Here is a 13,592-nt window from a genome sequence, read left to right as displayed (position 1 = left end):
CCCATGACGGACCAATGGACGGATCGGCTCTCTGCATACCTCGACGGCGACCTCTCCCCCGCCGAGCGCGCGGCGCTCGACGCGCACCTCGCTGAATGCGAGGCCTGCCGGAGCACGGTCAGCGAGCTTCGCCGGGTGGTGAACCGCGCGCACGCGCTGGTTGATCGCCCGGTCGACGGTGACCTCTGGGCCGGCATCGCCAGCCGCATCGGTGCCGCCGGCGCGCCGGTCGTGGATCTCTCCGCCAGGCGGGCTCGGCGTGGCGTCTCCTTCACCATGCCACAGCTCGCCGCCGCCGCGGTGCTCCTGCTGGCGGTGGGCGCGGGCACCAGCGCCATCGTCCTGCGCGCACCGGGCGCCTCAGCCCCGGTCGCCGTGACCGCCGACGCCCCCACGCTGCGCGTGGTGCCCGTCGGCCTCCCGATCAAGGCCGAGGAGAGCTACGACACCGCCGTACACGACCTTGAGCAGGCCCTCGAGGCCGGGCGCAGTCACCTGTCGCCGAAGACCGTTGCGGTGCTCGAACGGAATCTGTCGCGGATCGACCTCGCCATCGAGGAGGCGCGCGTCGCCCTGAAGGCCGACCCGGCCAACGCCTATCTGAACGCCCATTTGGCGAGCTCGATGCAACAGAAGCTCGCACTGCTCCAGCAGGCCACCACACTCGCCAACGCGGCGAGCTGAAAGGACCACCCGATGCTGTTCGCCACCACCCTCGCCGCTGCCGTAGTCCTGGCCGGCACGAACCCCGACACTACGCTCACCGTCGCCAAGGGAACGCGGCTGTCGGTGAACAACCACGCCGGCCGGATCACCGTCACTGGCTGGAACCGGAACGACGTACAAATCCGCTGGACGTCCGAGGACGAGGATGGAGACATCCGCGTCGAGTACTCCGGCGGCGAGGTCCGCGTGGCGCAGCGCATGCGCCACGGCCCGAGCGAGATTGACCTGACGATCAACGCCCCCGCCTGGATGACGGTCAGCCTCCAGGGCGTCGAGACGCCGATCACCGTCTCCGGCATCGCCGCCCCCATCAAGGCCCGCTCAGTGGAGGGCGACGTGACCGTGAGCGGCGGTGCGGACAACGTCGACCTCAGCTCCGTGGACGGCGACGTCCGTGCAAACGGGGTGCGCGGCAACCTCGACATCCAGGCGGTAGACGGGAACGTCACCGTCCAGGACCTCGTCGGTGCGCTGAATGTTCAGGGCGTGGACGGCGATGTCCGGCTCGAGGGCATCACGTCGTCCTCGATCCGGATCAATACCGTGGATGGGGACATCCGATTCAGTGGCGCCATCGCGGCCAACGGCAATTATGGCTTCAAGACCCACGATGGTGACATCTCGATCCGGCCGGTCGGTGCACTGAACGCGACGGTGTCGGTCTCGACGTGGGATGGCGAGTTCGAATCCGCCATGCCCGTCACCATCAGCGGCAGCCAGGAAGGGAAGCGCTTCAGCTTCACCGTCGGGACCGGCAGCGCACGCCTCGACCTCGAGGCGTTCGACGGCCTCATCCGGCTCGAGAAATAGACGGCTCACTCATTACCGCACAGGAGAACCGATATGCACCGACACTATCTGGCCGGCCTCGCGGCCCTCGCCCTGACGGGCGTCGCCGCCACCGCCGCGACGGCGCAAAGCACCGACTGGAACTGGAAGGGCGCCGTCGCCGCCGGCAAGACCATTGAGATCAAGGGCGTCAACGGCAGCATCAGGGCCACCGCCGGGTCGGGCTCGGACGTGGTGGTCACCGCCGTCAAGAAGGGGAGGAAGTCGGACCCCTCGACCGTGTCGATCGAGGTGGTGAACAGCGCCGCCGGTGTCACCATCTGCGCGGTGTACCCCAGCAGCGGCAAGCGGGCCAACAGCTGCGGCGCAGGCGACGAAGGCCACATGTCCACGAACGACAATGATGTATCGGTGAACTTCACGGTGCAGGTGCCGGCCGGTGTTAAGTTTGCCGGTCGGACGGTCAATGGCTCCATCAGCACGGAACGGCTCGGGAGCGACGCCGACGTGTCGACGGTAAACGGCGACGTCCGGGTGGTGGCGTCCGGCATCGTCCGGGCGAACACGGTCAATGGACAGATTGACGTCTCGATGGGCAAGGCCGACTGGAGCGGCACCGTGGACCTGAGCACCGTCAACGGAAGCATCCGCGCCACCTTGCCGGCCAACTTCAGCGCCGACGTGAACGGGAAGACGGTCAACGGCAGCATCGAGTCGGAGTTCCCGCTTACGGTCCAGGGGAAGTTTGGCCCCCGGAGCATTCACGGGACCATCGGTGCGGGCGGCCGGACGCTCGACCTGGCAACGGTGAACGGCAGCATCACCCTCGCCAAAGGCTCGTGACCGCTGAAACCTGAGCCCGGACGCTCTCGTCCGGCAAGATGAGTGATGCTGCAACAGCGGGCTGTCGTGCCTCCACACGACAGCCCGTCTCACGCCCAGCCTGAGCCGAAATGCCGCCTTCGCACCGCCGACACCCAATTCTCCCGTTTCTTCTCATCGCTCTGTTCCCGGTGGTCCCGCTGACCGCCCAGGCCGCCGATCCCGGCGACGGTAAGGTGGCGCACGCGAAGCACGTGATGGGCCTTCCGCCCCATGTCGACGGGCACCTCGACGACCCAGCCTGGGCCACCGCCGAGTGGTTTACCGACTTCCACCAGAAGGACCCCATCGTCAACGGCACGCCGACGGACAGCACGGCGGTCGCGTTCCTCTACGACAACGACGCCCTCTACGTGGGTGCCAGGCTCTGGAGCAGCCGGGTGGCGGAGATCCCCCGCCCGGTGACCCGCCGTGACCAGTTCAGCAACGCCGAATATTTCATCGTGTCGCTCGACCCGTACCGCGACAAGCGGACCGGGTACGGGTTCGGCGTGAGCTCCGGCGGGGCGCTGTCCGACTCCTACCACCCCGAGGACGAGGAAGACAACCGGGACCCGGCGTACAACCCGATCTGGGAGGCGAAGATCTCTTTCGACAGCCTGGGATGGTATGTGGAAATGCGGATTCCCTTCTCCCAGCTCCGGTTTAACCAGCAGGAAGTCCAGGAATGGGGCCTCAACATCAACCGGTGGCGTCCCAGCTTCAACGAGGACATCTACTGGGTGGTGATCCCCAGGACGCAATCGGGGTTCTTTTCGCATTTCGGGACGTTGGTCGGGATGGACGATATCAAGCCGCGGCGGAGCGCGGAATTCATCCCCTACATCGCGGGCACCGCCAACTTCGTCGGCGCGCCCGGCGAGGGAAACCCCTTCAACGACGGCAGCCAGAGTGATCTCCGGGCCGGCGCGGACTTCAAGGTGGGACTGGGCTCCAACCTGACGCTCGACGCCACGATCAACCCCGACTTTGGGCAGGTGGAGGCCGACCCGGCCGAGGTCAATCTCAGCGCCTTCGAGACCTTCTTCCCGGAACAGCGCCCCTTCTTCATCGAGGGGAACCAGCTCCTGCAGGGAAACGGCCCCGGGTACTACTACTCACGCCGCATCGGGGGCCAGCCGCGGGGCTACCCGACCGGCGCGTTCGTGGACGAGGCCGACTTCGTCGATGAGCCCGGGTACGCCACCATCCTCGGTGCGGCGAAGCTGACCGGGCGGACCTCGTCAGGCATGTCCATTGGCGCGCTCGCCGCGCTGACCCAGCGCGAATACGCGACCGCCTACATCGCCGATTCGAACGCGTACAAGAAGATCGCCGTCGAACCCACCACCTTCTATGCGGTGGCCAGGGCGCAGCAGGAGGTGGGCAGCAACGCCTCGACCGTCGGCGTGACGCTCACCGGGCTCTCCCGGAGCTTCACCGACGCCGCCCCGCTCTCGCTGCAGATGGTCGACCAGGCGATCACGGGCGGCGCCGACTGGCTCGCCCGCCTGAGCGGGGGGTTGTACCAGATCAGCGGCCACGCCGGGTTCAGCTATATCAGCGGCACGGAGGAGGCCATCACGGCCGTGGCCACCTCGTCGGCACACTACTTCCAGCAACCGGGCCAGGACTACCTCCCCCCGGTGTTCGGACAGACCTCCCTGGCGGGATACACGTTCGGCCTCGACTTCGAGAAGACCGGCGGCCGGCACTGGACCGGCGGGTTGGACGTTGGCGCGGAATCGCCCGGCTTCGAGTTGAACGACGCCGGCCGGCTCAGCAGCACCAACGACATCGACACCGACGCCTACATCAACTACCGGGAAGACACCCCGGGAATAACCTTCCAGAACTACCGGTTCGGGCTCTTCGGCGCCTCCGGCTGGAACTTTGGCGGGACGCGGACCTACTCCATTGCGCGCCTGAACACCAACCAGACCTGGAAGAACTTCTGGCGGACCTATTTCGGCGGATTCTATCGCCCGACCGCCACGAGCGACGACCTGACGCGCGGGGGGCCGCTGATGGGCGTCGGCAACCAGTGGGGGCTGGAGGCCAGCGTCGGCAGCAGCGAAGGAAGCTCGATCCGGGGCAACCTGAACACCTCGTTCGCCACGGGTCAGTACGGCTACGCCAACCAGCGCGTGAGCCTCTTCCTGCTGGCGCGCCCGGGAAGCCGGTGGCAGTTCTCAGTCGCGCCCCGGTGGCAGCACTCCGTGGACCCGCGACAGTATGTCTCGGCGGTCGAGGGCGGCCCCGCCGCCACCTACGGCACCCGGTACGTGTTCGCGTCCGTCGACCAGACCACGCTCTCGATGCAGCTGCGGCTGAACTACTCGTTCTCGCCGACCCTCACCCTCGAAGTGTACGCCGAGCCGTTCGCGGCGAGCGGCGAGTACTCGGAATACGGTCAGCTGACCGCGGCCGGGGCGTCCACCCTCCTGACCTACGGGACGGGAAACACCTCCATCGCCCAGGAACCCGACGGCAATTACACCGTGACGGACGGCAACAACGGCGACGTGTTTGCCCTGCCCAACGACAACTTCAACGTCCTCAGCTACCGCAGCAACGCCGTACTCCGCTGGGAATATCGGCCCGGCAGCACACTCTTCCTCATCTGGCAGCAGAACCGCAATTCGTTCTGCTCCGGAGGCTATGACTCGGGGATTTGCTACCAGGACGGCGTGGAGGCGGGGAGTGGCATTCGGGCGGGCGATCTCGTCGCCACACGTACCGTCCCCGGAGACAACGTGTTCGTGGTCAAGGCGACCTACTGGCTCTCAATTCACTGAATGCGGCTGGCCGGGCTCAGCCCAGCCGCTCGGCGATGGCAGCGGCGAAGCGCGCCGGCGCCTCCGGGTCCCACCGGAGGAACATCGAGGGCTCGGTGACTTCGAGCTCGAGCAGACGCTGTTCGCCATCGGCGGTCGGCAGGAGATCGACCCGGGCGTACAAGGTCTCCTCACCGAGCGCATCGAGCACCCGCTGGCCGGCGGCCAGTTCCACCGACGTCGGCTCCACCGAAAGCACCCTGCCGCCGTGCTCGGTCTGGACCCGGAAGTCCCCGACCCCCGGAATCTTCCGCACGGCGTGGCTGAATCGCCCGTTGAAGTAGAGGAGCGACAGCTCCCCGGTGGTAGAGACCTCGGCCACATACGGCTGGGCCATCATTGCTCGCTGGGTCAGCTGCTCGGTCAGGAACGTCTGGCCCTCCCCCATCGCATCGGGGCCCGCCAGCCGGGTCCGCCGTGCGCCCGCCGACACCACCGGTTTGAGCACGATCGTCTCCCATCCTTCGTCCCGCGCCAGCGCCGCGAGATCCGCCGTCGTACCGCGCTCGAACCAGCGGGTAGGCACAATCGGCACACCGCGTTCCGAGAGCTCCCTGAGATATCGCTTGTCGGTGTTCCAGCGCAGCATCGGCGCGGGGTTCCAGAGGGTCCGCACGGCGGCCACACGATCGGCCCACTCGAGAAAGGCGGCAATCTTGTTTGGATAGTCCCAGGTGGTCCGGACCGCCACCATGTCGTACGCGGCCCAGTCGATCGATGGATCGTTCCAGACCAGGGGGACCCCCTCGATCCCGAGCCGGGCGAGGGCGGGGACCAGGGGAGCGTCCTCCTCATCGAGGTCGGGAAGCGCCAGACAGGTGGCGAGCGCGATTTTGGGCATCGGCGGGAGTTCGGTCGAGGGTGGTAATAACAGAGCGGCCGGCCCGAAGGCCGGCCGCTGATGATCGGGACGGCGGGATTTGAACCCGCGACCCCTGCAACCCCATTGCAGTGCGCTACCAGACTGCGCTACGTCCCGTGAATCGAGGCCCAAAAGTAGCCCCTCGCCGCGGCTTGGGGAAGGGGCTGAGGCCGGATTATGTTGCAGGACCCCACGCAATCACCCCGGAGACGACATGGATCGCCGTTCCTTCGTCCATCGCACCGTCGGCGGCGTTGCCGCCCTCGGCGCCCTGCGCGCCCTCTCAGCCTGTCGCCCCGATGCTCCCTCCGCCGCCGAAGACGCCGATTTCGTCGCGGTGCGGGAGCGGTACTTCCTGACGACGCTCGAGCTCAACCCGGTCACCTGCACCTACTTGGGCGGCGATGGCTACTCGGCCACCCTGACGCCGGTCAACGGACGGCTTCGGGACTTCAGCCCGACGGCGCTCGGCAACGAGGTGACGTTCCTCCAGTCAGTGCTGACCGCCCTGGCGACGATTCCGGTCGACACCCTGACCTCCCAGTCCCGCATCGACCACGCCGTCGTGCAGGCCCAGGCCGGGTACATGGTGCATCAGCTGGCGGAGCGCCGATATCAGGAGCGATGCGTCGACACCTACGTCGCCGAGCCGTTCCGCGGCATCGACTGGCAGATCCAGGGGATGACGGACGTCGGCAACGGCCTGCTCGGCACCGAGCAAGAGTGGGCCCTGGTGGTGGCGAGGGTGGGGGCGGTTCCTGCCTACGTCAATGTGGCCAGGGAGAATCTCCTGGCCGGCAAGGCGGCGGGCAACATCCCCGACCGGCGCCTGGTGGCTCGCGACGGGATTGCCGGCGCGAAGGCCAACGTGGACTACTTCACCACCACGCTGCCGGGCCTCGCCGCCGAGTATATCGGTGACCGTCCGTTCGCGGCCACGACAGTCGACCAGCTCAAGACCGCCGGCGCGGCCGCCGGTGCGGCGTACGCGGGGCTGGCTACCTTCATGGCCGAGACCTACGACCTGAACGAGACGATCGACCGCTACGCCGTGGGAGAAGAGGAATACGCCTGGCGCGTCACGAATTGCCTGCGCGACACGCGCACACCCGCTGAGCTGTATGAATACGGCGCCAAGCAGGTGGAGGAGTACGAGGCGAAGATCTATCGGGTGGCGCAGGAGGTGTCGAAGGACTCCGGCCTTGGCCTCGCGTTCGGCTCCGATGCGGAACAGCGCGCCAGCGTCCGTGCCGTCATGGACTACCTCGCGAAGGACTCGCCGAAGAACGACACGGAGCTCTTCGACTGGTACCGGGAGACGGGGGTGCGCGCGGTGGCGTACGGGCGGCAGCAGCAGATGTTCGACATCCCGGCGGACTACCAACTGGTCGTGACCGAAACCCCGCCGGTCCTTCGGAGCACCACGGATGCGTCGTACTACCCCGCCCCGCCCTTCAAGACCACCGGTGTCGGCCGCTTCTACCTGACTCCGACCGACAATGACCCGGGCGCGCTCAAGCTCAACAACCGGAGCTCGGTGGCGACCACGGCCATTCATGAGGGGTTTCCCGGGCACGACTGGGACTACAAGTACATGACCCAGCACGCGGCGGAGATCACCGATATCCGCTGGCTGACGCCTGGCGCCGTGGAGGACTCGTTCTCGATGTGGGAGGACTCGATGTCGGCGGAGGGGTGGGCGCTCTACGCCGAGGAGCTGATGGCCGAGGCGTCAGCCGGGCGCGCGTATGGCTTCTACGAGCCGGGGGAGTACCTCTACATGCTGCAGGGGCAGTTGATGCGCGCCGTCCGTGTCCGGGTGGACGTCGGCATCCACACCGGCCGGATGACCTTTGACGAGGCGGTGGACTACTTCGCGGCGCACGTGGACTTCTTCCCCGATGCGCGGGCCGGGCAGGCCAGGGATCCGGTTGCCAAGGCGGCGTTCGACACGGCCAACCGGGCCATCTACCGCTATTCCAAGTGGCCGACGCAGGCCATCACCTACAACCTCGGCAAGCACAACATCCAGGACCTGCGTGCTGCGACCGAGCAGAAGCAGGGCACGGCCTTCGACCTGAAGGCGTTCCACGAGAAGTTCATGGGCATGGGAACGATTCCGACCGGCTACTTCCGGGAGGACTTCCTCAAGGGGTAGCCGGCGACGGAAAGCGGCGCCACAGCAGGCCCGCCGCGACGATGCCGAGGACCGCTCCGGCGGTCACGTCGCTCAGGAAATGCGCGCCGGCCAGCACGCGGCTGAGCGCGCAGGCAGCGGCCAACAGGTAGCAGACCGGTCGCGTGCGGGGAAAGAGCAGGCCGAGCATGGCCAGCGCGCCAAACGCCACGCCGGCGTGGCTGCTCGCCATGCCCAGGCCCGACGTGCTGAAGGGTCGGTCGCTCCACGCCCGAAAGAGATACTCGCCAGCCCCCGCGGCGGGTCGCTGGCGCCGGACGAGGATCTTCGTCAATTCGGCGAGCCCCCCACCCAGCATTGCCGACCCCACCACCAGCAGCCCCCGCCGGAACACCGCACCCGTCCCCTCGACGATCCGCCTGGGCCAGTCGTGAAGGACGAGTGCCGCGCCGACGAAGCACCAGGTCGGCAGGAACCCCTCGATGCGGAAGAGGCGACCGAGGTCGGTGTTGGCGAATTTCGGCATGGCGAGGTGGGCATAGGCCCAGCCATCGAGCAGATGGGCCGCCACGATCGCGAGGACGGCGCCCAGCAGGAATCGCTTCGTCATCGGGAGTCCCTTCGCGGGTGGGAAGGCATGCGGCGAAAGGTAGCGAATTCCGGGGCGATCGCCCGGAAAACACGAGCGCCGCCCGGAAGGGACGGCGCAGGTGAGAGAGCCACTGATCGGATTCGAACCGATGACCCCCGCATTACGAATGCGGTGCTCTACCGACTGAGCTACAGTGGCCGATCTGTGAAACAAAGGGGCGCACATCTGTGCGCCCCGGTCTGTATGCCCTGGCGCGGATTCGAACCGCGACGCCTTTCGGCACTACCCCCTCAAGATAGCGTGTCTACCAGTTTCACCACCAGGGCAGGCGGCGGGGATAATACCGCCCCGTTCGGGGTGGGTCAAGTCGGGAAATGCCAGATCCAAGTGCCTGTGATTCCAGTTCTTAGCAACCCATGCACCGAACTCGTCAATCCGACCTTCGGTCACGGTAGGGTGATTGTGGTACTCGTCGCGGCCGTGAGGCCCCCCGATGTGAACTGGAGGGTGTGGTCCCCACTGCCAGTGATCGAGAGGTCGGCAAACGATGCGAGGCCATTGGCGTCAGTGGAAGCTGTCAGCGAGGTCCCACCGAGCGTTCCCGTCCCGGAGAAGATCGCTGCGGTCACGATGGTCCCGGACTGAGGCACCGGGTTGCTAAAGGCGTCCTGCAGCTGGATGGCCGGTTGCTGGAGAAATGGCACGCCGGTGCTCGCGGTGGTCGACGGCTGCTGTGCGATTACCAGTTTGGTCGCCGGCCCCGCCGTCCCAGTCGCCGTGAAGAGCACCGGGCTGCCGGCCAGGCCCGCGGCCGTCGCCGTCACCGTGTTCGTCCCCGTGGCCGTGCCCAAGGTCCACGAAGTCAGCGTCGCGATTCCACCGGCGTCTGTCACGACCGGCGACGTTGATATGGGGACGATACTCCCGCCGCCACCCGTGATCGTAAATGTGACCGATACCCCTGCCACGGGATTGCCGCCCGTGTCGGTCACCTTGACGGACGGTGGTGCCGCTACCGGGAGGCCCACGGTGTCACTTTGCGTGCTCACCGAGTTGGACTCGATCGTGTTGGCCGCGCCGACCGTCAGATTGATGCTCCCCGACGTCGCCGCCGTCCTGCACCGGCACGCTCGTAAACTGCAGTGTCCGCGCGCCCACTGTACCGGCGTGATGGACAGGTTCGTGAATGTCGCGAGCCCGCCTGCGCCCGTCGTGGCGGTGGGGTACCGCCCAGCGTCCCTCCTCCACTCGCGATCGACGCCGTCACCACGGTTCCCGACTCGGCCACCGGGTTCCCTGCCGCATCCTGGACTTGCACCGTCGGTTGCTGCGCAAAGGCCGCCCCACTCGCTGCCGACGTCGACGGCTGCTGTATGACGGCGAGCTTGGAGGCTGCGGCTGCCGTCCCCGTCGCGTTAAACGGCACCGGCGCCAGCGCGCCGACCGTCGCCGTCACCGTGTTGGTGCCTGCCACGGTGCCCAGCGTCCACGAGGTGAGTGTCGCGATCCCGCTTGCGTTCGTCGTTGCCGCCGCACCAACCACACTCCCACCTCCAGCCGTCACCGCGAACGATACTGGGACGTTGGCCACCGGATTGCTGCCTGCATCACGAACGACGACTGAGGGCGGCGCGCCGACAGCCGTTCCCACGGTGGCGCTCTGGGAAGTGAGTGAGACCGCCGAGACCGAGCTGGCCGCGCCCGCCACGCCCGTGGTCGTGAAGCGCACCGGACTGCCCGCCAGGCCCGCCGCCGTTGCTGTCAGCGTGTCGGCGCCCGCCACCACATCCCGGGTCCACGAGCCGACCGTCGCCACGCCGCTTCCGTTCGTGGTCGTCGCGCCCCCCGTGATGCTCCCGTTGCCGGCCGTCACCGCAAAGGTGACCGCCACCCCGCTCACCGGGTTACCGCCTCCGTCCGTCACGAGCACCGACGGCAGTGGGGTGACCGCGGTGCCCACCGTGCCGCTGTCCGCCGGCGTCGAGTTCGCGGCGATCGTCGTGGCCGCACCCGCGCCGAGCGTGATCGGTCCGGAGACGATCGGCGAGAGGCCAGTCGAGCTGAAATTGATGGTGTACGGCCCGGCCGCCCCGGTCAGGATCAGATTGCTGAAGGTTGCCAGCCCGCTGGTCGTATTCGCTGCAGTCGTGCCGCCAAGAGATCCTGCCCCGCTGTTGAGCAATGCGGTCACCGGGGTGCCGGTCGTCGGTACGGTGTTGCCGTTAGCATCCACCAGGCGGATCACCGCGGCTGGTGTCAGCGCGGCTCCGCTCGACCCGGTGGTCGGCATCGACGTGATGGCGAGCGCAGAGGCGGCACCCGGACTGACGGTGAACGCCGAGCTGACGGGACCGGCCAACGCACCTGCCGTCGCGGCAAGGGTGTAGCCGACGCCGACCTTGTCGATCGACAGGTTGCTGAAGGTCGCGAGGCCGGCGACGGCATTCTGGGAGAGCGTGCCGCTCAGCGTTCCGCTACCCGCGTTCGTGCCAATCGCCACTGTGACGGAGGCCGTGGAAGTCGTCACCCGATTGCCCAGTCCATCAAGAACTTCGACCGTCACCGCCGGTGCGATCGACGAACCCGCAATCACCGTGGTCGGCTGAGCCACAAAGGCGACCGCGGCCGGGGCCCCCGGCGTGATGTTGAACGCCGCACTGGTCTGCTGAGGAAGCGCTCCCCCGTTGGCGGTAAGGGTGTAGCCGATGCCGGTTCGGTTGAGCGACAGTCCCGGGAAGCTCGCCACGCCCGCCACCGCGCTGACAGTCGCCGTTCCACTCAGCGCGCTCGTGCCGGGGTTGTTCCCGAGGGCCACGGTAATGGAGGTCGTGGCCGTGGTGACGCGGTTCCCTGCCCCATCGCGCACCTCGACCTGGGGTGCCGGGATCGCTGCGCCCGCCGCCGTCGTCACCGGCTGCACACTGAACGCCAAGGTCGTCGGCGTTCCTGCCGTGATCGGGAATGTCGCGGTCGTCACACCCGTCAACCCTGTGGCATCGAAGCGCAAGCTCACGGTGCCGGCGGTCCCTGTCACCGTCAACCCGGCGAAGGTGGCGACGCCACTCGTGGTCGTGGCCGTCGCGTTCGTCAGGGTGCCGCTTCCGGTGGCGAGCGTCGCCGTGACAAGAACGCCGTTCGTCAGCACGGCGTTGCCATAGGCATCCACGAGGCGCACCACCGGCTGCGGCGTCACGGCAATCCCGCTCTGGCCGGCAGTCGGCGACGTCGTGATGGCCAGCGCGGTCGCCGCCCCCGGCGTGCCGGTGGCAGTGAAGGTGATCGGGTTCGTGGTGATCCCGCCCGGTGCGGCGGTGGCGGTCAGGGTATTGGGTCCGGCGGTCGTGCCGAGGGTCCACGAGGACGCTGCGGCAATGCCGGACGCATTGGTGGCGACCGCGGCGACCGGCAGGGCCGAGCCTCCGCCGGTGGCCGCCGCGAAGGTGACCAGCACCCCGGAGACCGGGTTATTGCTCGCGTCGCGCACCAGGACCGCTGGTGGAGTGGTGACCGAGGTCCCGGCGGCGGCGGTCTGCGCGTTACCCGCGCTGACCGTCATCTGGGTCGGCGCGCCGGCGGTGATGGTCACCACGGTCGAGGTGTCCGGCGTGAGCGCCCCGCTGGTAAACCGCAGCGTGCGGGCGCCCACCGTGCCGGTGATTGACAACCCGGCGAAGGTCGCCAGTCCCGCTCCGTCGGTATTCACCGTCGCGGTCCCGCCAAGCGTTCCGCCACCGGTGGCGATCGCCACGGTCACCGGTATGATTCCCGGCACCGCGTTCCCCAGCGCGTCCCGCACCTGGACGGTCGGTTGCTGTGCGAAGGCCGCCCCGCTCGCCGCCGTGGCCGAGGGCTGCTGCACGATCACGAGCTGGCTGGCCGGGCCCGGCGTGCCGGTGGCGGTGAACGTCACCGGGTTCGGCGTGATGCCCACCGGGGCCGCCGTCGCCGTCAAGGAATTCGCGCCAGCCACCGTGCCCAGGGTCCACGACGTGGCCGTCGCGATGCCCGACGCATTCGTTGTCACCGCGGTCGCCGGCACGACGCTCCCCCCGCCGCTGGCCACGGCGAAGGTCACCGAGACACCTGAGACCGGATTGTTGCTGGCATCGCGGATCACCACGGCCGGAGCCGTGGTCACGGCGCTGCCCGCCGCCGCCAGCTGCGCGTTGCCCGTGCTGATGGCCATCTGGGTCGGGGCGCCGGCCGTGATGGTGATCGCAGTGGAGGTATCAGGCGTCAGCGCGCCGCTGCTGAACTGGAGGGTCCGTGTGCCGACGGTGCCCGAGATCGAGAGTCCGGCGAAGGTCGCGAGCCCGCCGGCGCTCGTGTTCACCGTCGCGGTGCCGCCGAGCGGTGCCCCCGCCGCTGGCGATGGCGGCGGTCACGGCGACGACCGACGAGACCGGATTGCCCGAGGCGTCCCGGACCTGGACCGTAGGCTGCAGGGCGAACGTCGCCCGTTCGCCGCCGAGGCCGACGGCTGCTGCACGATGGTCAGCTGGGCCGCGGCACCCGCCGTCACGTTGATCGCGCTCATGGCGGGCGCGAGCACTCCGCGGTGAACTGCAGCGTGCGCGCCCCGACCGTGCCCGTGATCGCCAGGTTGGTGAAGGTCGCCAGGCCCATGCTCGTGTTTCACGGCGACGGTTCCGCCCAGGGCGCCACCGCCGCTCGCGATCGAGGCCGTCACCGATGCCACCCCCGGAGACTGGGTTCCCGGAGGCGTCCGGCACCTGCACCGTCGGCTGCTGTGCAAGCACCGCCCCGCTCGCCGCCGAGGCCGACGGC

At 68.2% G+C, this 13,592-nt stretch carries 10 protein-coding genes and 3 tRNA genes; 6 read left to right on the top strand and 7 right to left on the bottom strand.

Annotation, left to right across the window (positions count from 1 at the left end; translation table 11 throughout):
- Positions 1-3 precede the first annotated feature (3 nt).
- The 4 genes from R2910_10510 (at position 4) to R2910_10495 (ending at position 5,174) form a co-directional block, all read left to right on the top strand.
- Positions 4-684 (top strand): zf-HC2 domain-containing protein, encoded by a 681-nt coding sequence (locus R2910_10510; protein MEZ4413403.1) that lies wholly within the window; start codon positions 4-6, stop codon positions 682-684.
- Positions 685-696: 12 nt separating this feature from the next.
- Positions 697-1,536, top strand: a complete 840-nt coding sequence (locus R2910_10505; protein MEZ4413402.1) for a DUF4097 family beta strand repeat-containing protein — start codon at positions 697-699, stop codon at positions 1,534-1,536.
- 33 nt (positions 1,537-1,569) lie between these two features.
- Positions 1,570-2,358 carry a DUF4097 family beta strand repeat-containing protein gene (locus tag R2910_10500; protein ID MEZ4413401.1) on the top strand — a complete coding sequence of 263 codons (789 nt, stop codon included), beginning with the start codon at positions 1,570-1,572 and terminating at the stop codon, positions 2,356-2,358.
- A 110-nt stretch (positions 2,359-2,468) separates the two neighbouring features.
- Complete coding sequence (locus R2910_10495) at positions 2,469-5,174, top strand: DUF5916 domain-containing protein (protein MEZ4413400.1); 2,706 nt, start codon at positions 2,469-2,471, stop codon at positions 5,172-5,174.
- 16 nt (positions 5,175-5,190) lie between these two features.
- Here the strand turns inward: R2910_10495 and R2910_10490 are convergent, their stop codons facing one another.
- A complete protein-coding gene (locus tag R2910_10490) occupies positions 5,191-6,054 on the bottom strand; it encodes a hypothetical protein (GenBank protein MEZ4413399.1) in 864 nt (287 codons plus the stop codon).
- Between the two features lie 64 nt (positions 6,055-6,118).
- Positions 6,119-6,192: transfer RNA gene (locus R2910_10485), tRNA-Pro, on the bottom strand.
- Positions 6,193-6,289: 97 nt separating this feature from the next.
- Between R2910_10485 and R2910_10480 the strand changes: the two genes are divergently transcribed.
- Positions 6,290-8,233 carry a DUF885 domain-containing protein gene (locus tag R2910_10480; GenBank protein ID MEZ4413398.1) on the top strand — a complete coding sequence of 648 codons (1,944 nt, stop codon included), beginning with the start codon at positions 6,290-6,292 and terminating at the stop codon, positions 8,231-8,233.
- Here the strand turns inward: R2910_10480 and R2910_10475 are convergent.
- The 5 genes from R2910_10475 to R2910_10455 all read right to left on the bottom strand — a co-directional run bounded on the left by R2910_10475 (position 8,223) and on the right by R2910_10455 (position 12,735).
- Complete coding sequence (locus R2910_10475) at positions 8,223-8,822, bottom strand: phosphatase PAP2 family protein (GenBank protein ID MEZ4413397.1); 600 nt, start codon at positions 8,820-8,822, stop codon at positions 8,223-8,225. The two genes, R2910_10480 and R2910_10475, sit on opposite strands and share 11 nt — an antisense overlap.
- 107 nt (positions 8,823-8,929) lie before the next feature.
- Positions 8,930-9,002, bottom strand: a tRNA-Thr gene (locus tag R2910_10470).
- Between the two features lie 46 nt (positions 9,003-9,048).
- Positions 9,049-9,130 (bottom strand) — tRNA-Leu (locus tag R2910_10465).
- A 120-nt stretch (positions 9,131-9,250) separates the two neighbouring features.
- Complete coding sequence (locus R2910_10460; protein MEZ4413396.1) at positions 9,251-9,853, bottom strand: hypothetical protein; 603 nt, start codon at positions 9,851-9,853, stop codon at positions 9,251-9,253.
- A gap of 35 nt (positions 9,854-9,888) precedes the next feature.
- Positions 9,889-12,735, bottom strand: a complete 2,847-nt coding sequence (locus R2910_10455) for a hypothetical protein (protein MEZ4413395.1) — start codon at positions 12,733-12,735, stop codon at positions 9,889-9,891.
- Here R2910_10455 and R2910_10450 point away from each other — a divergent pair.
- Positions 12,698-13,366, top strand: coding sequence for a hypothetical protein (locus tag R2910_10450; protein ID MEZ4413394.1), 669 nt, complete (start codon positions 12,698-12,700; stop codon positions 13,364-13,366). The two genes, R2910_10455 and R2910_10450, sit on opposite strands and share 38 nt — an antisense overlap.
- Positions 13,367-13,592 lie beyond the last annotated feature (226 nt).

The organism is Gemmatimonadales bacterium, from assembly GCA_041390145.1.
Classification (GTDB): domain Bacteria; phylum Gemmatimonadota; class Gemmatimonadetes; order Gemmatimonadales; family GWC2-71-9; genus SPDF01.
The sequence above is the reverse complement of the archived record's forward strand: the minus strand, read 5'-3'. Positions and strand labels throughout refer to the sequence as shown.

Coding starts and splice junctions, on each gene's coding strand:
- R2910_10495 (MEZ4413400.1), top strand. CDS start 2,469: ATGCCGCCTTCGCACCGCCGACACCCAATTCTCCCGTTTCTTCTCATC.
- R2910_10480 (MEZ4413398.1), top strand. CDS start 6,290: ATGGATCGCCGTTCCTTCGTCCATCGCACCGTCGGCGGCGTTGCCGCC.
- R2910_10510 (MEZ4413403.1), top strand. CDS start 4: ATGACGGACCAATGGACGGATCGGCTCTCTGCATACCTCGACGGCGAC.
- R2910_10505 (MEZ4413402.1), top strand. CDS start 697: ATGCTGTTCGCCACCACCCTCGCCGCTGCCGTAGTCCTGGCCGGCACG.
- R2910_10490 (MEZ4413399.1), bottom strand. CDS start 6,054: ATGCCCAAAATCGCGCTCGCCACCTGTCTGGCGCTTCCCGACCTCGAT.
- R2910_10500 (MEZ4413401.1), top strand. CDS start 1,570: ATGCACCGACACTATCTGGCCGGCCTCGCGGCCCTCGCCCTGACGGGC.
- R2910_10475 (MEZ4413397.1), bottom strand. CDS start 8,822: ATGACGAAGCGATTCCTGCTGGGCGCCGTCCTCGCGATCGTGGCGGCC.